Genomic DNA, 17,741 nt, shown 5'->3' on the forward strand with positions numbered 1-17,741 from the left:
CTGCGATGCAGCAAAGAAAAAGGTCGCAAATTGTACGCGCTGAGCGATGGGGAAGATAGCGGCCCTGCGCGCCGTCAGGATTCGCCAAAAACGTTCGCGAGGCCGGCCACGCGCCTATCGCCGGGCGGGATCAACGGTTCGCTGGGCCAATTGTCCGGCGCCCGGCAGTGGCCAAGGGTCGCAAGCAGAGCTTGATTGGCGTTCGCGCAGTCAAAACCAGCGTTTCAATCACGCCCCTGGAAAGTCAAAGATTCTTGTAGCGATTGATGTCGAAAACCCCGGCCTGCAGAGGCTGGTGTTCGGTTTGCCAAGCGGTGAAATCGTGCAGCGTTTCCCAGAACTGCGGATGGGTTCGCCGCACGCCCCACTGGCCGACAAGGTCATCGAAGGTTTCGGTTTTGTCGGCTTCGCCCAGGCGCTCAACGAACGCTGCGACCTGCTGCGCCGGCACGTCAAATATGAAGTTGGGGTAGCTGCCAAGGATGCCGGGAAACACCAGCAGTTGATCGCGATCCTGCTCGTAACGCAGCGACTCGCCGAGCAGAAACGCGACGTTGCTGTGCGCTCGGTTGCGGATCAGTGAGTAGACAGTGCGGGTGCCGTCGGTGTGGGTCACGCGCAGGAAGGTGACATCCGGCAGGTTCAGCACGCCGGGCAGGTCGCGGGCATCGATTCCGGCTAGCCGCGCCAACTGGGCGTCGGCCTGTTGTACCCACTGGGGTTGATCCGGGCGTGCGCAGGGCGTGTCCAGACACCGATTGATCGGGTCGGACTGCATGCGGTTGATGTCACCAAAGCGTTCGAGAACCCGCAAGCCCAGCTCCTGCAGCGGCGCGTCGGTGGCGTAGCGCTCGGCGGTGGGCGTCTTGTCATCAAGCGGCGCGTAGCTGACATGACGTTTCAGTTCGCCACTGCCGCGATACCAGTCCTTGAGCACCGCCTCGCGTTCCGCTGGCGGCAGCAGGCGCAAATAGTTGTGTTCCGAGCCGTTGCGAATCAGGTCGAAGTAAAGCCGCGTCTGCAACTGGTGGGCAACAGTGCCGAACACGTCGAAGTTGACGACCAGTTCGTAATAGGTGCGTTCGAGCAGCGGGTAGTCCATCCACCAGACGGTCTGCGGCACCCGGCCGATGTGACCGCGCTCCACCGAGGCGCTGTCGTGATGGCGCATCACCGTGAGCAGAGCGTTGGTGTTGTGGCCGTCGCCGTCCCACATGTCGGCCAGCGATGCGCCTTCGGGCGCTTTTTCGGCGTAGGCCGCATCGCGCAGGCGCCGGTAGTCGTTGCGCTGGTCTCGGTAGCGGTCCCAACTGGGGCCGGCCTCCAGCAGGTCGTCATCCTGGCCGGGCATGCCCAGCAGCGCCGCCGCGCGGTCGTGGTAACCCCGATCAGTCACGAACAGGTCGCGCTCGGGTTGCTGGTAAACCACCCAGAAGTGATCGCGAATCACATCGGTGGCAATTTGTCCGCGACAGACCGGGCCGCGAATGAAGGTGCGGGTGAAGTACTCGGCGTGGTCGAGCATGAAGCGGTAGCGGGCCTCGGCGGGAATGGCCGCAAAGGTGACAAACGGGTTGGCGCGCGCCTCGGCCGAGTAGCCCGGCAGTTGTTCAAGCGTCCAATCTTCGCCAAAGAACAGGCTTTCAATGCGCTTCAACTGATCGGCATCCAGCGGAAACACGATGTGCCGCTTGTGGACCACGCTGCCCGGCAGCAACCGAAGGCGGTAATGCACCGGCCCCTCGGCATCACCGTTGGGCAGCGCCGTGGTGACCGGGCGGATGGGTTCGCCGGGCGGCGTGTGCGAGCGCAGCATTTCGAAGAAGCGCGGCGCATCACCCAGGTCGGCAAAGTGCAGGTGCGCGAGAAACAGATGCTCATAAAGCCAGCGCGCCACCAGTTGCCGCCGCGGATCGGGCTGGTTCAACCACGCTTCCCAGGTGTCGATCACCGCCTGCTCGGGTTTGCTGACACGCAGCACGTCGTCGGGCACCTTGGCGCCTTGCGTGAGCCAGCCGCTGAGCAGCGCGAATTCGTCATCGGTCAAGCCGGTCACGGCCAGCGGCATGCCCTCCAGCGGCCGGTCGTGGGCGTAGTCGGCAAACCCGTCTCGCGAGACGCACTGGTTGCTGCGGGTCACACCCAGGTCCAGCTCATCCGGCAATTTGCTGTTGGCTGCAAAGGGCCGTGCCTTGCCGAGGGCGAGCATCTTGTAGAGCAGCGACTCGCCTTCGGCGTCGGGTGTCAGCACTGAGTGAAAGCCGAGTTCGCGCCAGCCGGCCTCGCTTTGCGCATCAATGCCCAGGCGGGTCGGGGTTTGCGCTTCGGTGCGCGTGCCGTCGTAGGCATCCAGCGGGTGGCCACCGCGGACCAGACCGGCGCCGGTTTCCATCTTCAACTGGCAGGGGCCGTCAAAGCAGGCGTGACAGGCGAGGCACTTGGCTTCAAGGATGGGGCGCACGTCGTCAACGTAGGACACCTGCCGCGTCACCGGGGCCGGCAGCGCCTCGGGCTCAGGGCGTTTCGGCTCGCGGTCTGCACAAGCGACAAGGAGCAATGCGCCCATGAGCGAAACACAGAAAAATGGCTTGAACATGTGGCGATCTCGGTGCAATTCAGTCGAAGTTCTGCCAATGCCCGAATTGAAAGCAAGCCTGAGGCGGTGGCGCGCCCGCATTCTGGCGCAAGCGCCGCGATCCCGCCGGGAATGGTCAGGCTCAACCCCAACAGCGTGTCCAGGCGAGGCGCCGGCGCATAATCGGCCGATGAAAAGCCGCCTGTTTGCCCTGTTGCTGTTGGCAGTGTTCGGCGCCGCCGCGCACGCCACCGAGCCCACCCACGCCCCCGGCTGGACGCTCAAAACCCCTGACGGCCAGACCGTCACCTATCCCGACGATGCCGGCGGCGCGCCCAGCGTGCTGCTGTTCTGGCCCTCGTGGTGCCCCTTTTCGCGCGCCTTACAGCCTTATGTGCAGGACATCTGGCGCGACTATGCCGGCGCCGGCGTCAAGGTTTGGACCATCAACATTCGCGAACGCGGCGACCCGGTGGCGGCCATGCGGGAGCGCGACCTGCATTTCCCGTTGCTGTTGAACGGTGACGCGTTGATGCAGCCGTATGGCATCAGTCGCTCGCCCTGGTTCGTGGTGGTGGCCGGTGACGGTCGCATTGTTTACACGCGTCCGGCGGCACCGCCTTCGCCGATCGACGTGGCCAAAGATGCGCGTATAGCCCTTAATGCCTTGTTGGGCGACCGCGCTGTGGCCCTGCCCGAAACCTACCCCGCGCCCTACGACTTGCACCTGCGCGACGGCAAGCAGGGGCGCGGCGCCGAGGCGCCGGACGCGCTGCCCCCGTCAGAGTGGCTGCCATGGGTCGAGCGCTACATCAACGCCTTGCCTGCTGACGGCCCCGACCGCCCGGCAGTCGGGACGGTGACCGACGGCCGCAGCGCCATCGGCCATGCGCGCGAGGCGTGGAACGCTGAATACGGCAGCGACGCGGTGCGCACATTGGCGCCGTTCCGGTCGTTCATGCGCAAAGGCGTCTGGGTGGCGGTGACGGTTGGCGGCGACGGCCTCGGCGCGGGCCTGCTGTATGCCGTGGATCGTGACGACGGCCGGGTCAGGGCCCTTGAGGATCGCCGCAAGCAGCGCGCGTCGCAGTAGGGTTGACCCGCCCAGGGCGCACGCCGTCAGTCGATGTCGAACACTGAATCATCGGCGTCAACGTTGATGGCTTCGGCACGCAGTGCGGCGAGGTTGTCGAGCCGGTCCGGGGCGTCCAGGTCGGCGAAGCAGAACAGCGCGGCGACATAGCCTCCAGCCGGCACGTCGCGAATCATGTAGCCATAGTCGTCATCGCCTTCGCGGCGTAACGCACCGGCGGCCAGCGGATTGAAGTTGCCGCCTTCGACGTAATCGGTGAACTGCGCGAGCCCTTCGGGGAACAGATAGATGGCCGCGCCGATGTCGTCGTCTTCGGCATTGGCCGCACCCGGCCGACACTCGGCCGACTCCAGCACGGTGCGGCTCACCGTGCCGCTGAGCTGCCGCGCGTTGTCAGGCAGCACAGCGCGAACCACCGGCCTGAAGCGGGCCGTCTCGACGCCGTCAAGGCGCGGGTCGGTGACCGAAAAGTGCGGCTCCAGCCGCAACCACAGCGTCTGCTCTTCGTCTTCTTCCACCCGAAAATCAACGGCGCTGATCGGCCCGTCAGTGGCCACCGGCTCCAGATCGCGCGCGCGGGTGTCATCCATGAAGCGAACGTCGCCGCCGTTGGCCGCCACCACCAGCCCGGCGCCGGTGTAGCGCGCCGAGCCGGCGTCGCTGATATCGATCAAAAGGCGGCGCTCGCCGGTGGTCCAGTCCAGCAGGTCTTCGCCGGCCAGCGCATCCGATGACAAACGCGTCGGGCTGCCACCTTCGGTCTGCAGCAGGACGCCGCGAACCTCCGGTTGCAGACTGCTGATGGTGAGCGCATCGCCGCGCGACAGCGTCACGTCAAGTTGTCCCTCACAGCCGGCAAGCGCTGCCGCGACGCCGACCATGGCCAGCACACTGACCCGGGTAAACGCTGAACTCATACCTTGATACGCCCCTCGATCACCGCCTTGAGCACGTCGAGGCGGTCGTTGCCCCAGAACAGGGCGCCTTCGTAGACCATGGTCGGCGCGCCGAAAATACCCAGTTCCAGTGCCGCCTCGGTGTTTGCGCGGACGATGTCCTTGACCGCGTCGTCCTGTGTGGCGACCAGCAACGCCGCGCCGTCAAGGCCGGCTGCATCCAGTGCGGCCTGCACGACCTCGGGCTGCGAGATGTCTTCGCCGCGCCCCCAGTAGGCGCCGAGCAGCGCCAGGGCAGCTGCTTCGCCCGAACCCTGCTGCGCGGCGGCGCTGGCCGCCCGGCTGGCCAGCATGCTGTTGACCGGGAAGACCTTGGGCATGCGAAACGGCACGTCATACAGTGCCGACCAGCGCGCCAGATCTTTGAACATGTAGCTGGCCTTGGCCGGAATGGCCGCCGGCAGCGACATCTTGCGGGCCTGGAACACCTTGCCCAGCAGGAACGCTTTCCAGTTGACCGTCGTGCCGGTTTCAGCGGCAAGGCGGCCAATCTGGGTGGCGGCGAGGTAGGTGTAGGGGCTGCCCGGTTCCCAGTAAAAGTCGATGGACGACATGACCCGCTCCTGATGCTTTGATGTGCCCGTGAGTCTCGCATGAAGCCCGTCGGCGCGGCGATAACGCCGGCCCCCAATGTTGCACCGCACGATGGGCGGGCGTAACGTGCGCGGCGCATGAAAATCATCATTCTAGGGGCCGGTCAGGTCGGGGCGACGCTGGCCGAAAATCTCGCCAGCGAGCAGCATGACGTCACGGTGATCGACACCGATTCGGCGATGTTGGAAAACCTGCAGGAGCGGATGGACATTCGCACCGTGCAAGGTCACGCCAGCCACCCTAACGTGCTGCGCCGCGCCGGTGCCGACGATGCCGACATGCTGATCGCCGTCACCGAAAGCGACGAGACCAACATGGTCGCCTGCAAGATCGCCTACGCGCTGTTCAACACGCCGACCAAGATCGCCCGCGTGCGCGCGGCCGAATACCTGCGCGAAGAAAAGCTGTTTGAGCCGCAGGGCTTGGCGATCGACATGCACATCTCGCCCGAGCAACTGGTCACCGACTACATCCGGCGCCTGATCGAGTACCCCGGTGCGCTGCAGGTGGTCGACTTCGCCGATGGTCGCGTGCGGCTGGTCGGCGTGCGCGCCTACTACGGCGGCCCGTTGGTGTCGCGTCAATTGCGCGAGCTGCCGGAGCATTTACCTGACATCGACGCACGAGTGGCGGCCATCTACCGCCGTGGTCGGCCGATCATTCCCGAGGGCGACACCATCATCGAGGCTGAAGACGAGGTGTTCTTCGTCGCGGCCAAGGCGCACATCCCGAAAATCATTGCCGAGCTGCGCAAGCTCGACCAGCCGGTGCGCCGGGTGATCCTCGCGGGCGGCGGCCGCATCGGTCTGCGTCTGGCGCGGGTGCTGGAAGACAGCATTGAGGTGAAGATCATCGAGTCGATCCGCGACCGCGCGCGCTACTTGTCAGAAGAATTGGGCAACACCGTGGTGCTGCACGGCGACGCCGCGGATGAAAGCCTGCTGCGCGAGGAGAACGTCGAAGACTGTGACGTGTTCTGCGCCATCACCAACGACGACGAAGCCAACATTCTGTCGGCGATGCTCGCCAAGCGCCTCGGCGCCCGCAAGGCGCTGTGCCTGATCAACCGCCCGTCGTATGTCGAGCTGGTGGAGGGCAGTCAGATCGACATCGCCATCAGCCCGCAGCAGTCGACGGTGAGCGCGCTGCTCGCCCATGTGCGGCGCGGCGACGTGGTGAAAGTGCACAGCCTGCGGCGCGGCGCGGCCGAGGCCATCGAGGCCATTGCCCATGGGGATCGTTACAACTCGGCCGTGGTCGGCCGCCGGCTTGAGGAAATCAAGTTGCCGCCCGGCACGACCATTGGCGCCATCGTGCGCGGTGACGAGGTGATCATTGCCCACCACGACACGGTGATTGAAGCCGAGGACCACGTGATCTTGTTCCTCGTCAATCGCAAGCACGTGAAAGACGTTGGCAAGCTGTTCCAGGTCGGTATCGGGTTCTTCTGATTCATGGCACTGACCGACGCCAAACTGACGCGGATTCACCGCTTCGGCGCCGTGCAACGGGTCATGGGCATTTTGCTGATGATTTTCTCGATGACCATGCTGCCGCCAATTGCGGTGAGCTGGCTCTACGGCGACGGCATGACCCAGGCGTTCGTTCTCGGTCTGGTGATCACCTTCTTCTTTGGCACGATGGTCTGGTGGCCGGTGCGCCGCAGCCGGGCAGAACTGAAGATTCGTGACGGCTTTCTGGTGACCGTCCTGTTCTGGGCGGTACTGGGGCTGTCGGGCGCCATTCCGCTGTACCTCGCCGAGGTGCCGGACCTGACCCTGCCGCAGGCGGTCTTCGAGGCGATTTCTGGCCTGACCACGACGGGCGCGACGGTGATTGTCGGGCTCGACGAGCTGCCCAAGGCGCTGCTCTATTACCGCCAGCAGCTGCAGTGGTTCGGCGGCATGGGGTTGGTCATTCTGGCGATTGCCATCCTGCCGATGCTGGGGGTCGGCGGCATGCAGCTCTACCGCGCCGAGTCGCTGGGTCCGGTGAAAGACACCAAACTCACGCCGCGTCTGGTCGAAACCGCACGGGCGCTGTGGCTGATCTACCTGGGCATCACCGTGAGCTGCGCGCTGGCGTACCGGCTGGCCGGGATGAATTGGTTTGATGCAATCGGGCATTCCTTTTCGACGGTGGCCAACGGCGGGTTCTCGACCCACGACGACTCCATTGGCTACTTCCAGAGCGCCAAGATCGAGTTGATCTGCACCGCCTTCATGATCATCGCGGCGGTCAATTTTGCGCTGCATTTTCTGGCGTTTCGGTCGCGCTCGGTGCTCGGGTATCTGGTGGATCCGGAGTTCCGGGTGTTCGTCGGCATCCTCATGGCCGCAACGCTTGGCGTCACGGCACTGCTGATGATCAGCGGCGTTTACTGGGGCTTCGAGGCACCGCTGAAGGCGCTGTTCCAGGTGGTGTCGATCGGCACCACGGCCGGCTTTGCGTCGGCTGATTTGAGCCTTTGGCCGTCGACCATCACCACCTTGATGCTGCTGGTGAGCTTCATCGGCGGTTGCGCGTATTCCACTGGCGGCGGCATCAAGGTGGTGCGCGTGATGTTGCTGTTCAAGCAGGGCATTCGCTCGGTGTTCCAGAACATCCATCCGTCGGCGGTGGCGCCGGTCAAGATCGGCACGCGCACCGTGCCGGACGAGGTCATCCAGGGGGTGTGGGGGTTCTTCTCGGTCTACATCGGCTTCTACATGATCTTTGTGGTGTTGATGCTGCTTTCGGGCATGGACCCGGTCACCGCCTTTGGCGCGGTGGCCGCGACGATCAACAACCTGGGCCCCGGGCTGGGCGACGTCGCGACGACTTTTGCGGGCGTCGATGCCTTTGGCCTTTGGGTGGGCAGCTTCGCGATGCTGCTGGGCCGGCTCGAAATCTTTCCGCTGTTGGTGCTGATGACGCCGTACTTCTGGCGCCGCTGAGGACTTGCGCTACGCTTCGCGGCCCGATCACCCGATTCCCCGCCCCGCATGTCGGTCTTTACCAAGGTTTCGCACGCCCAGCTCAAACGGTTCCTGACGCAGTATCCGGTCGGGCCGTTGATCAATTTCCAGGGCATCGGCGAGGGCGTCGAGAACACCAACTATTTCGTCGACACCGCCGATGGTCGCTGGGTGCTGACCTTGTTCGAGCGCCTCAATTACGACGACCTACCGTACTTTCTGGGATTGATGGAGCACCTGGCCTCGCGCGGTTTTCCCGGGGCGATGCCGATGCGCAATCAGGCCGGCGATACGCTGACCTCGCTCAACGACCGGCCGGCCGCGCTGGTGCGCCGGCTTGCGGGCCAGGGGGTCTTGTTTCCGACCCTGCATCAATGTGAAGAAATCGGCCGGGCATTGGGCGAACTGCATGTGCTGGGGCAGTCCTACGCCGGGCATTGCGACAATTCTCGCGGCCCCGACTGGCGCCACGAAACCGCAATGGCGGTGCTGCCCAAGGCGGACGAAGACGCGGCCGAGTTGATCCGTGACGAGCTGAACGCGCAGGCGGCACTCGATCTCGCGGCGCTTCCGCAAGGGGTGATTCATGCCGATCTGTTCCGCGACAACGCACTGTTTGTCGACGAGCGCCTGACCGGTGTCATCGACTTTTATTACGCCTGCAATGACGCGTTGTTGTACGACCTGGCAGTGACGGTCAACGACTGGTGCTTTGAGACCGACGGCAGCCTCAACGGCGCGCGCTGGGCCACCATGACCGCCGCCTACCGCAGTCGTCGCGAGTTGACGTCCGAGGAGGTGGCCGCCTGGCCGCTGGTGCTGCGTGCTGCCGCGTTCCGCTTCTACCTGTCGCGCCTCTATGACTGGCTGTTTCCGCGCGAAGGCGACGTGGTTCACGTCAAGGACCCGGCGGCGTATCGGCGCATTCTCGAGCGCCACCGAAAGCTCGCGCCCCCGGCCCTGTAGCGGCATCGACATGGCATCACGCATCGTCGCCTTCATCGACGCAGTCAACGGCCGGCTCTACCGGCTGGCCGGGCTGCTGACCCTGGCGCTGACGGTGTTGGTCTTCACCATTGTGGTCCTGCGCTACGCCGCCAACACCGGCAGTACCGCGCTGCAGGAAGCGGCGCTGTATCTGCATGCGCTGATCTTCATGCTGGCGGTCGCGCACGCCCTGCCGCGCGGCGAACACGTGAGGGTCGACGTGTTCAGCGCCCGGCTCGGCGAGCGCGCCAAGCGCCATATCGAACTGTTCGGCACGCTGGTGTTTCTGCTGCCGTTCGCGATGTTTCTGCTGGCCATCTCGTGGGATTACGTCGGGCGCGCCTGGGCGATCAAGGAGCGCTCGTCCGAGCCGGGCGGGCTGCCAATTCTGTTCCTGCTGAAAACCATGATTCTGGTGATGGCCGGGCAGCTCATCCTCCAGGGTATCGCCGAAATCCTGCGCCTGACCCACGCGGGCAAACCGACATGAGCGCTGTCGCCATCGTCATGTTCTTCGTGGTCTGCGGCCTGTTGATGCTCGGTTATCCGGTGGCCTTCACCTTGGCGGGCGTGGCACTGCTGTTCGGTCTGCTGGGCCTGGGCGTCGGCGCATTCGGCGTGCCCGAACTGCTCGACCTGCCCAGCCGATTGTTTGGCGTGATGAACAACGAAACGCTCATGGCCGTGCCGCTGTTCGTGCTGATGGGTGTGGTGCTGGAGCGCGCCCGCATTGCCGAAGATTTGCTGGAGTCGATGGCCAGCGCGCTCGGGCGTTTGCACGGCGGCATGCTGGTGGCGGTGGTGTTGGTGGGCGGGCTGATGGCCGCCAGCACCGGCATCGTCGGCGCCACCGTGGTCACGCTGGGTCTGCTCAGTTTGCCCACCCTGCTCAAGCGCGGCTTTGACCCCAGCCTGGCCACCGGCACCATCGCTGCCAGCGGCACCTTGGGTCAGATCATTCCCCCGTCAATCATTCTGGTGTTGCTGGGCGACGTGCTGTCGTCGGCCTATCAGCAGGCGCAGCTTGCGCAAGGGCTGTTCTCCACCCAATCGGTGTCGGTGGGCGACCTGTTTATCGGCGCCGTGGTGCCCGGCCTGCTGCTGGTGATGCTCTATGTCGGCTACGTGATTGCGGTGGCCTGGCGCAGGCCTGAAGCGGCCCCGCCGGTCACCGATTTGCCGCCGCTGTCGTGGCGCCGCCTGCTGATTGGTCTGTCGGCGCCTTTGCTGCTCATTTTGGCGGTGCTGGGGTCCATCATCGGCGGCGTGGCCACGCCCACCGAGGCGGCGGCGGTGGGCGGCATGGGCGCCATCTTGATGGCGGCCGCGCGCGGCGGGCTCACGTGGGCCGGGCTGCGCGACTGCGGCGAGCGCACTGCTGGTATTAGCGCCATGGTGTTCATGATTCTAATCGGCGCATCGATGTTCTCGATGGTGTTCAACGCCTATGGCGGCGACGCCCTGGTGCACGACCTGCTGACCGCGCTGCCGGGCGGTGCCTTCGGCGCCATGCTGGTGGTGATGCTGCTGATGTTCGTGCTCGGCTTCATTCTCGATTTCATCGAGATCACCTTCGTCATCGTGCCCATCGTCGCGCCGCCGCTACTAATGCTTGGGCTGGACCCGGTGTGGCTGGGCGTGATGATTGCGCTCAACCTGCAGACCAGCTTTCTGACGCCGCCCTTCGGCTTCGCACTGTTCTACCTGCGCGGCGTCAGCCCGCCAGAGGTGACGACGGCTGCGATCTATCGCGGTGCCATGCCGTTCATCGCCCTGCAATTACTGTTGTTGGGGTTGGTGGCGGCGTTTCCCTGGCTCGCAACCGGCCTGGCTGCGGCGGTGCGCTGAGCGTCACAGCGGCGTCGGCCACGCGTAGGTGCCGGTGACGTGGCAGGCCTCGTTGCCGAGGTGGTCGCGCACCATCACCCGCAACGCCGCGCGGCGGCGCCCTAGCTTGAGCACCCAGGCTTCGGCGAACAGGTCGCCCTTCGCGGCAGGGCGGAGAAACTGCAGGTTCATGTCGACGGTGACGGCCATCACCTGCGGGCCGATATGCGCCAGCACGCAGACGTACATGGCGGTGTCGGCGGCCGACATCAGCGACGGCCCCGACATCACCTCGCCCGCGCGCTGCAGGCCCTCGCGGAAGGGCTGGCGAATCATCGCGCCGCCGGGTTTGACCCACTGCACGTCCACCTTCCAGTCGGGCGTGTCGGGTGCGCTGTCTTCAATGAGTCGGGTGACCGCGGCGGCGTCTAGTTTGAGGTCCATAAAGTCCACAGGGCAGAAATGATCAGGGCGCCCGAAAGGGCGAAGAGGATGCCGCGCGCCAACTGCGCAAAACGGGCTTCGTCGAGACGGTCATTGAGCCGCCGCCCCAGCGCGGTGCCGAGGATGACGGCCAGCATCAGCCCCAGCAGCAGGGCCGGTCGCGCCAACACGCTGAGTCCGGCAAAGCCGAAGGCAATGACGCGCAGGCCGTGCCCCAGTGTTTGCGTGAGCGCCAGGGTGCCGACCGTGGTCTGGCGTGACCAGTCCGGGCGCAGGAACAATCGCCCGACGAACAGCCCGGTGGCGCCAACGACATTGCCCAGTGCGCCGTTCAGCGTGCCCGCCAGCACCAGCATGGACCGGCGCGGCATCTGCTGCAGCCGCGCCGACGGCGCGGGCGCCAGCGAGAACAGAATCAGGGCGGCAAGCGTCAGTTCCGCCCACGCCGGATCGACCTGCGCGGCCCAACGTACCGTGAGCAGCGTGGCCGGCACCGCGGCGAGCAGAAACCAGCCGGCGGCGCGGCCGTCGACATGCGTCCAGTACGCCGTGGTGCGCGAGACGTTGGACACCAGTTGCACCGCTGCGAACAAGGGCACCGCTTCGATGGGCGGCATGCCCAGCACCAGCAGCACGCCGATGAGGATGGAGCCGCCGCCCATGCCGGCAACGCCCGACAACGTCGCGGTCAGAAAGCCGACGACAACAATGGCGACTTCCAGCAGGCTGATGGGCGGGAGCATGGCAATAGAGGGGCGCTTGACGCGCAGCGCGCTAAGATCGGGCGATTATGGACATTGCCACCACAACGCGTGCTGCCAGCCGCCCCTGGGCACGACACGCAGTCGCTGCCGCCATGCTGCTGGGCGCCCTGGGCGCCGCCCGGGCCGAAACGATTTCGGACGAAGCCGCCATTGCCCGCGGTACCGACATCGCCGAGCGCGCGGACGCGAAGGGCGAAGGCTATGGCGACGCGCGGTCGAGCATGACCATGGTGCTGCGAACCAAGGCCGGCGACGAGGCGGTGCGGGTGCTGCGCTCGCGCGCCATGGAGGGGGACGACGGGCGTGATCGGTCGCTGATCATCTTTGACGAACCACGTGACGTGGCCGGCACCGCGCTGCTGACCCATGCCAACCCCGAAGGTGACGATGGACGCTGGCTCTACCTGCCGTCACTCAACCGGGTGAAGCGCATCGCCGGGTCGGGGCAGTCCGGCGCATTCATGGGCAGCGAGTTCTCCTACGAAGACCTTGGCCCGCAGGACATCAGCAAATACCGGTTCAAATGGCTGCGTGACGAATCATTGGGCGGCGTTGCCATGCACGTGCTCGAGCGCATTCCCAAAGACCCCGGCTCGGGCTACGCACGCCAGGTTGCTTGGATGGACCAGGCCGAGTTGCGATTGCACAAGGTCGAGTTTTATGACCGCCGCGAGCGGTTGCAGAAGACCCTCACCGCGGAGGGTTTCACGCAGCCGGACGACACCCGCTGGCGGCCGCTGAAGCTGGAGATGCGCAACCATCAATCCGGGCGCTCAACCACGCTGACCTTCGACAACTACCAGTTTGACGTGGGCCTGAGCGAGCGCGATTTCGACGAGAACCGCTTGGCCAACGTGCGCTGATCCATCACATCGGGCGCCGCGCGCGCTCACCACAATCGGAGCTTTTGTGAGCAAAGCCGACAGCAGGTCGCCCGCCGAAAGCGCGGTGGTCGAGCAGGTGTATCTGGTCTTTCCCAATGACCTGAATGCCAATGACACGGTATTCGGCGGGCAGATCATGGCGCTGATGGACCGCTATTGCGCGGTGGTGGCCGATCGCCACGCCGGCACGATTTGCGTCACGGTTGGCGTTGATGCCGTGCATTTCGTTGCGCCCGCGCGTCGCGGTGATGTGCTGATCTTCAATGCCACGGTGAACCGCGCCTGGCGTACGTCGATGGAAGTGGGTTGCAAGGTCGAGGCCCAGGATGCACAGCACGGCCCCCGGCGGCACATTCTTTCGGCCTACCTCACCTTCGTGGGCACCGGCAAAGACCGCAGACCCGTGCCGATACCCTCGTTGGCGCCCGAAAGCGCCGACGAGAAGCGCCGCCACCAGGAAGCTGAAATGCGTCGCGCCATGCGGCTGCAGCACGCCGCCGACCTGAAGGCGCTACGGGCGCAACGCGATACCTGATCAAAGCCGGTCGGCGAGCTGCTGGGTGGCCTTGATCAGCGCCGCGAGAATGCCCGGCTCGCTGGCGGCATGGCCGGCGTCGGGCACTTCGACGAACTCGGCCTCGGGCCAGGCGCGATGGAGGTCCCAGGCGCTGCGCATCGGGCAGACCACGTCGTAACGGCCCTGAACGATGGTGGCGGGAATGTGGCGAATACGGTCGATATTGGCGAGAAGCTGGTCGTCACGCTCGAAGAAGCCGCGGTTGATGAAGTAGTGGCACTCGATGCGTGCAAATGCTTCGGCAAACCCGGCGCGTTCAAAGCGGGCGGCGGCACCGGCGGCGGGTATCAACTTGCTGGTCGCGCCTTCCCAGCGACTCCAGGCGCGCGCGGCGGCAAGGCGGACCTGCGCGTCATCGGATGTCAGGCGACGATAGTAGGCGGCGACGAAATCGCCGCGCTCCTCGACCGGAATCACGGCCTCGTAGGCTTCCCAGGCGTCGGGAAAGAGCCACGAGGTGCCGGCCTGATAGAACCAGTCGATCTCGGCTTTTCGCAGCAGGAAAATGCCGCGCAGGACGAGCCCGCGCACGCGCGCAGGATGGGTCTGCGCGTAGGTCAACGCCAGGGTTGAACCCCATGAGCCTCCGAACACCCCCCAGGCGTCGATGTGCAGATGCTCGCGGATTCGCTCCATGTCTGCGACCAGGTCCCAGGTGGTGTTGTTTTCGAGGCTTGCGTAGGGCGTGGAGCGGCCACAACCGCGCTGGTCAAACAGGACGATGCGGTAGCGCTGCGGGTCGAAGAACTGTCGGTGCCAGGCTTCGGTGCCGCCGCCGGGCCCGCCATGGACAAAGATCACCGGATGACCCTGCGGGTTACCGGACTCTTCAACGTAAAGCGTATGGGTCGCATCCACCTTCAGGGCGTGGGTGGCGTAGGGCGGCAGCGGGGCGAATAGCATTTGATCAACCGAGGGCAACAAGAAAATGCGCCAGCGCATTGCGAGGGGCGGGGGGAGTTTCTACTATGCCGGCTTGGCACATCAATTGAGTGATTGCATGGCAGGCAGTGTTCGGGTTGTCGTGGGTCTACTCGCAGTGGCGCTGGTCGGATTTGCAACGCAGACCCCTGCCAGCAGCGCCGACCCGTTCCCGCGATATCCGTCATTGGCGCCGGCCGTGGCCTTCTGGACGGGGGTGTTCGGCAAACAGTCGGAGAACACCACCGTCATCCACGTCGCAAAAATGCCGCAGATCGTGCTGCAACGGTTGGATTTCGATGCCGACGTGTCAGCCATCAAGCGGCGCGAGCAAGAGCGGGCCGCCGTGACGCAGATGCAGCGTCGGCTCGAGCGCCTGCACGACGACGTGGTGGCCAAAGTGCCCTTGAGCCCCGAGAGCAAGGCGTTGTTGGCGCGTTTCGGAACCACTGCGAACCCGAAAACGCTGAAAGCGGCCGCCCACGATCTGCGCACCCAGCGCGGCGTGCGAGAGCGCACGGCCAACGCGATGGAAGTCTCCGGGCATTTCTTGCCGATGATGGAGGCAACGTTTGCCCGGCACGCGCTTCCCGTTTCACTGACGCGCCTGCCGTTCATTGAGTCGAGCTTCAATATCGAGGCGTACTCGAAAGTTGGCGCGGCAGGGTTATGGCAGTTCATGCCCGCCACCGCGCGGCACTACATGCGCCTGAACGATGAGGTCGACGATCGGCGTGACCCGTGGGTGGCCACCGACGGCGCCGCGCGGCACCTGGCGGACGATTACGCGCTACTGAAGGACTGGCCGCTGGCAATCACGGCCTACAACCACGGTCGCAACGGCATCAGGCGCGGCCTGCAGCAGACCGGCGGCAAAAACCTGCTCGACCTGATCGAGCGGTATGACAATCCACGTTTTGGCTTTGCGTCGAGAAATTTCTATGCCGAGTTTCTGGCCGCCAAAGACATCGAGCGTGAGGCCGACAAATTTTTCCCCGAAGTGCGCCGCGCCGCGCCCATCGACTTCGTCGAGGTGACGCTCGCCCATTACGTCCCTTATGCCGACCTTGTCAGGCTGGGCGGTGACGACGCCAACCTGTTCCAGAAGCTCAACCCCGGTTACAGCCCCGAAGTCAGGGCCGGCCGGCTTTGGGTGCCGCGTGGCGCCACGATCCGCATTCCCGATCGCAACGCAGACCGCTTTCAGGCCGGCTATGCCAGCCTGCCTGCCGGTGTCCGCAACAATGCGCAGCGGGTTTACTGGCGCGAGCACAAGGTTGCCCGAGGCAATGTTCTGGGCCAGATCGCTCGGCAATATGGCGTGAGCAGCCGCTCGATTCAGCACGCCAACAATCTGCCCAACGCCAATCGCCTGCGGATCGGGCAGGTGTTGCGGATTCCGCCCGCCGCCGGCGACACGCTGCAAACGGCGGCTAAGGCCCAGCCGCAGCAGGTGCACGTGGTGCGCAGCGGTCAAACCCTGTCGGGCATCGCGCGCTTGCATGGCGTCACCATCCGGCAAATTGCCGACACCAACCAACTGGCGAACGCCAACGCCCTGCGCGCCGGGCAGCGCTTGCGTATTCCCCGGGGCTGAGCGCCCCTGCGAATGCCAAAGGACTGCGCGTCTTTGACGGATGCAATCGGACACGCGCAGATCTGACATCGGGTCGCCGCATCGCGCGGCCAAAGCGGTCGTTGCGTGAACGTCTTGGGTGCGCGTGCCTGATGGAAAAGGCGCGCTCGATCAAGTTGGCCGCCTCAGCGCCCGCCGGGGTCGCGCGCGGTCTTCAAAAAAGGAAACGGGCCTTTCGGCCCGTGTAATGCGCCCCCCAGAAAGACGCCTCCCGCACCTTGCATGATGCTTTGGGAGCCCCGATTGCACTGCTCTTCGGCAGCGTCCTGGCAGCGGGTCAACTGCGCCTTGTGGTCAAGGCTCAGTGGCTCTTTTTGCCCGGCAGAATGTTCATCAGCTTGCAGATGATACCGAGCATGATTTCATCGGCGCCACCGCCAATCGACACCAGGCGACAGTCACGAAAAGCGCGCGCCACCTCGGTGTCCCACATATAGCCTTGTCCGCCCCAGAACTGCAGGCAGGCGTCGGTCACTTCGCGCGCGACCCGGCCGATCTTGAGTTTGGCCATTGACGCCAACATCGTCGCATCGCGGCCGGCGACATAGTCTTCGGTCGCCTGATAGGTGATTGCCTTCACGCACTCGACTTCGGTGCGCAGCTCGGCAAGGCGAAAGTGCACGTATTGGTTGTCGAGCACCGCGTGACCGAAGGCCTTGCGCTGACCGGCGTAAGCGATGGTCGCGTCGATGAGATTGAACAGGCCGTCGATGCCACTGGCGGCGGCGAAGATGCGCTCCTCCTGAAACTGCAGCATTTGGTACATGAACCCCATGCCCTCCTGCCCGACGCGATAGCGCTGCGGCACGCGTACATCATCGAAATAGATCATGGCCGTGTCCGAGGCGCGCATGCCGAGTTTGTCGAGCCGCGTATTGCGCGTCACACCAGGCGCATCTAGCGGCACGATCACCAGACTCTTGTTCTGGTGCGGCTTGCCGTCGCTGGTGTTCACCAGGGTGCACGCCCAGTCGGACTGGGTGCCGTTGGTGATCCACATCTTCGAGCCGTTGATGAGGTAGTCGTCACCGTCCTTGCGCGCGGTGGTCTTGACGCTGGCAACGTCTGAGCCTGCGCCGGCTTCGGAGACGGCAATCGAGCAGCACTGCTCGCCAGCAATTACTGGTGCGAGAAATTCTTCGCGCAGCGCATCGGACCCGAAGCGCGACAGGGCCGGCGTGGCCATGTCGGTGACCACGCCGATGCCCATCGGCAGCGAACCGTTTTTGCAGTTGCCCAACGCCTGGGCAAAGATCATCTCGTAGGAGAAATCGAGCCCCAGGCCACCAAAGGCTTCCGGTTTGTTGATGCCCAGCAGGCCGAGTCCGGCCATTTTTTTCAGCACCTCATGGGCCGGCCAGATGCCGTCGCGTTCCCACTCGGCAATGTGCGGGTTGAGTTCGTCCTCGACGAATTTCTTGACCGTGCCGTAGAGCGTTTGGTGTTCATGAGTAACTAACATTACCGAATCTCATTGTGTCTGAAAACGATGAAACAGCTTATAAGCGCGTCACAATGGCCGCGTC

At 64.8% G+C, this 17,741-nt stretch carries 16 protein-coding genes; 9 read left to right on the top strand and 7 right to left on the bottom strand.

What is annotated here, in order from left to right; genetic code table 11:
• Positions 1–244: 244 nt before the first annotated feature.
• Entirely contained in the window at positions 245–2,596 is a 2,352-nt protein-coding gene (locus tag U741_RS0105335) for a fatty acid cis/trans isomerase (protein WP_029889450.1), read from the bottom strand.
• 169 nt (positions 2,597–2,765) lie between these two features.
• On the opposite strand from U741_RS0105335, the gene U741_RS0105340 reads away from it, so the two are divergent.
• Complete coding sequence (locus U741_RS0105340; protein ID WP_029889451.1) at positions 2,766–3,668, top strand: peroxiredoxin family protein; 903 nt, start codon at positions 2,766–2,768, stop codon at positions 3,666–3,668.
• Between the two features lie 26 nt (positions 3,669–3,694).
• Here the strand turns inward: U741_RS0105340 and U741_RS0105345 are convergent, their stop codons facing one another.
• Together U741_RS0105345 and U741_RS0105350 are read right to left on the bottom strand one after the other, a co-directional pair.
• A complete protein-coding gene (locus U741_RS0105345; protein WP_029889452.1) occupies positions 3,695–4,585 on the bottom strand; it encodes a hypothetical protein in 891 nt (296 codons plus the stop codon).
• A complete protein-coding gene (locus tag U741_RS0105350) occupies positions 4,582–5,178 on the bottom strand; it encodes a 2-hydroxychromene-2-carboxylate isomerase (protein WP_029889453.1) in 597 nt (198 codons plus the stop codon). Before U741_RS0105350 ends, U741_RS0105345 begins: the two co-directional genes overlap by 4 nt.
• Positions 5,179–5,295: 117 nt before the next feature.
• On the opposite strand from U741_RS0105350, the gene trkA reads away from it, so the two are divergent.
• Genes trkA through U741_RS0105375 form a run of 5 tightly spaced genes read left to right on the top strand, consistent with a single transcriptional unit; the run spans position 5,296 to position 11,010 of the window.
• Positions 5,296–6,669: a Trk system potassium transporter TrkA gene (gene trkA / locus U741_RS0105355; protein ID WP_029889454.1), complete on the top strand. Its 1,374-nt coding sequence runs from the start codon at positions 5,296–5,298 to the stop codon at positions 6,667–6,669.
• Between the two features lie 3 nt (positions 6,670–6,672).
• The gene (locus U741_RS0105360; protein WP_052378516.1) at positions 6,673–8,154 is read left to right on the top strand and encodes a TrkH family potassium uptake protein; all 1,482 of its coding nucleotides are present in this window, start codon (positions 6,673–6,675) and stop codon (positions 8,152–8,154) included.
• A 48-nt stretch (positions 8,155–8,202) separates the two neighbouring features.
• Entirely contained in the window at positions 8,203–9,141 is a 939-nt protein-coding gene (locus U741_RS0105365; protein WP_029889456.1) for a homoserine kinase, read from the top strand.
• 10 nt (positions 9,142–9,151) lie between these two features.
• Complete coding sequence (locus tag U741_RS0105370; RefSeq protein WP_043110200.1) at positions 9,152–9,652, top strand: TRAP transporter small permease subunit; 501 nt, start codon at positions 9,152–9,154, stop codon at positions 9,650–9,652.
• Complete coding sequence (locus tag U741_RS0105375; protein WP_029889458.1) at positions 9,649–11,010, top strand: TRAP transporter large permease; 1,362 nt, start codon at positions 9,649–9,651, stop codon at positions 11,008–11,010. Before U741_RS0105370 ends, U741_RS0105375 begins: the two co-directional genes overlap by 4 nt.
• Before the next feature lie 3 nt (positions 11,011–11,013).
• Here U741_RS0105375 and U741_RS0105380 read toward each other — a convergent pair whose 3' ends face one another.
• Positions 11,014–11,433, bottom strand: coding sequence for a PaaI family thioesterase (locus U741_RS0105380; protein ID WP_043110201.1), 420 nt, complete (start codon positions 11,431–11,433; stop codon positions 11,014–11,016).
• Entirely contained in the window at positions 11,418–12,176 is a 759-nt protein-coding gene (locus tag U741_RS0105385; RefSeq protein WP_029889460.1) for a sulfite exporter TauE/SafE family protein, read from the bottom strand. Before U741_RS0105385 ends, U741_RS0105380 begins: the two co-directional genes overlap by 16 nt.
• A gap of 47 nt (positions 12,177–12,223) precedes the next feature.
• On the opposite strand from U741_RS0105385, the gene U741_RS0105390 reads away from it, so the two are divergent.
• Together U741_RS0105390 and U741_RS0105395 are read left to right on the top strand one after the other, a co-directional pair.
• A complete protein-coding gene (locus U741_RS0105390) occupies positions 12,224–13,060 on the top strand; it encodes an outer membrane lipoprotein-sorting protein (RefSeq protein WP_029889461.1) in 837 nt (278 codons plus the stop codon).
• A 46-nt stretch (positions 13,061–13,106) separates the two neighbouring features.
• Entirely contained in the window at positions 13,107–13,616 is a 510-nt protein-coding gene (locus U741_RS0105395; RefSeq protein ID WP_029889462.1) for an acyl-CoA thioesterase, read from the top strand.
• On the opposite strand, the gene pip is transcribed toward U741_RS0105395, so the two are convergent.
• Positions 13,617–14,561 carry a prolyl aminopeptidase gene (pip, locus tag U741_RS0105400; RefSeq protein WP_029889463.1) on the bottom strand — a complete coding sequence of 315 codons (945 nt, stop codon included), beginning with the start codon at positions 14,559–14,561 and terminating at the stop codon, positions 13,617–13,619. It lies immediately after the preceding gene.
• Positions 14,562–14,658: 97 nt separating this feature from the next.
• Here pip and U741_RS0105405 point away from each other — a divergent pair, with 97 nt between their 5' ends.
• Positions 14,659–16,176 (top strand): lytic transglycosylase domain-containing protein, encoded by a 1,518-nt coding sequence (locus U741_RS0105405; protein WP_161776130.1) that lies wholly within the window; start codon positions 14,659–14,661, stop codon positions 16,174–16,176.
• Between the two features lie 340 nt (positions 16,177–16,516).
• On the opposite strand, the gene U741_RS0105410 is transcribed toward U741_RS0105405, so the two are convergent.
• Positions 16,517–17,677 carry an acyl-CoA dehydrogenase family protein gene (locus U741_RS0105410; protein ID WP_029889465.1) on the bottom strand — a complete coding sequence of 387 codons (1,161 nt, stop codon included), beginning with the start codon at positions 17,675–17,677 and terminating at the stop codon, positions 16,517–16,519.
• Between the last annotated feature and the right edge of the window lie 64 nt (positions 17,678–17,741).

Origin of the sequence: Polycyclovorans algicola TG408 (assembly GCF_000711245.1) — a bacterium.
GTDB lineage: Bacteria > Pseudomonadota > Gammaproteobacteria > Nevskiales > Nevskiaceae > Polycyclovorans > Polycyclovorans algicola.

What these genes read in the sequence shown, in the direction of transcription:
- U741_RS0105335 (WP_029889450.1), bottom strand. Translation starts at nt 2,596, where the DNA reads ATGTTCAAGCCATTTTTCTGTGTTTCGCTCATGGGCGCATTGCTCCTT.
- U741_RS0105340 (WP_029889451.1), top strand. Translation starts at nt 2,766, where the DNA reads ATGAAAAGCCGCCTGTTTGCCCTGTTGCTGTTGGCAGTGTTCGGCGCC.
- U741_RS0105345 (WP_029889452.1), bottom strand. Translation starts at nt 4,585, where the DNA reads ATGAGTTCAGCGTTTACCCGGGTCAGTGTGCTGGCCATGGTCGGCGTC.
- U741_RS0105350 (WP_029889453.1), bottom strand. Translation starts at nt 5,178, where the DNA reads ATGTCGTCCATCGACTTTTACTGGGAACCGGGCAGCCCCTACACCTAC.
- trkA (WP_029889454.1), top strand. Translation starts at nt 5,296, where the DNA reads ATGAAAATCATCATTCTAGGGGCCGGTCAGGTCGGGGCGACGCTGGCC.
- U741_RS0105360 (WP_052378516.1), top strand. Translation starts at nt 6,673, where the DNA reads ATGGCACTGACCGACGCCAAACTGACGCGGATTCACCGCTTCGGCGCC.
- U741_RS0105365 (WP_029889456.1), top strand. Translation starts at nt 8,203, where the DNA reads ATGTCGGTCTTTACCAAGGTTTCGCACGCCCAGCTCAAACGGTTCCTG.
- U741_RS0105370 (WP_043110200.1), top strand. Translation starts at nt 9,152, where the DNA reads ATGGCATCACGCATCGTCGCCTTCATCGACGCAGTCAACGGCCGGCTC.
- U741_RS0105375 (WP_029889458.1), top strand. Translation starts at nt 9,649, where the DNA reads ATGAGCGCTGTCGCCATCGTCATGTTCTTCGTGGTCTGCGGCCTGTTG.
- U741_RS0105380 (WP_043110201.1), bottom strand. Translation starts at nt 11,433, where the DNA reads ATGGACCTCAAACTAGACGCCGCCGCGGTCACCCGACTCATTGAAGAC.
- U741_RS0105385 (WP_029889460.1), bottom strand. Translation starts at nt 12,176, where the DNA reads ATGCTCCCGCCCATCAGCCTGCTGGAAGTCGCCATTGTTGTCGTCGGC.
- U741_RS0105390 (WP_029889461.1), top strand. Translation starts at nt 12,224, where the DNA reads ATGGACATTGCCACCACAACGCGTGCTGCCAGCCGCCCCTGGGCACGA.
- pip (WP_029889463.1), bottom strand. Translation starts at nt 14,561, where the DNA reads ATGCTATTCGCCCCGCTGCCGCCCTACGCCACCCACGCCCTGAAGGTG.
- U741_RS0105405 (WP_161776130.1), top strand. Translation starts at nt 14,659, where the DNA reads ATGGCAGGCAGTGTTCGGGTTGTCGTGGGTCTACTCGCAGTGGCGCTG.
- U741_RS0105410 (WP_029889465.1), bottom strand. Translation starts at nt 17,677, where the DNA reads ATGTTAGTTACTCATGAACACCAAACGCTCTACGGCACGGTCAAGAAA.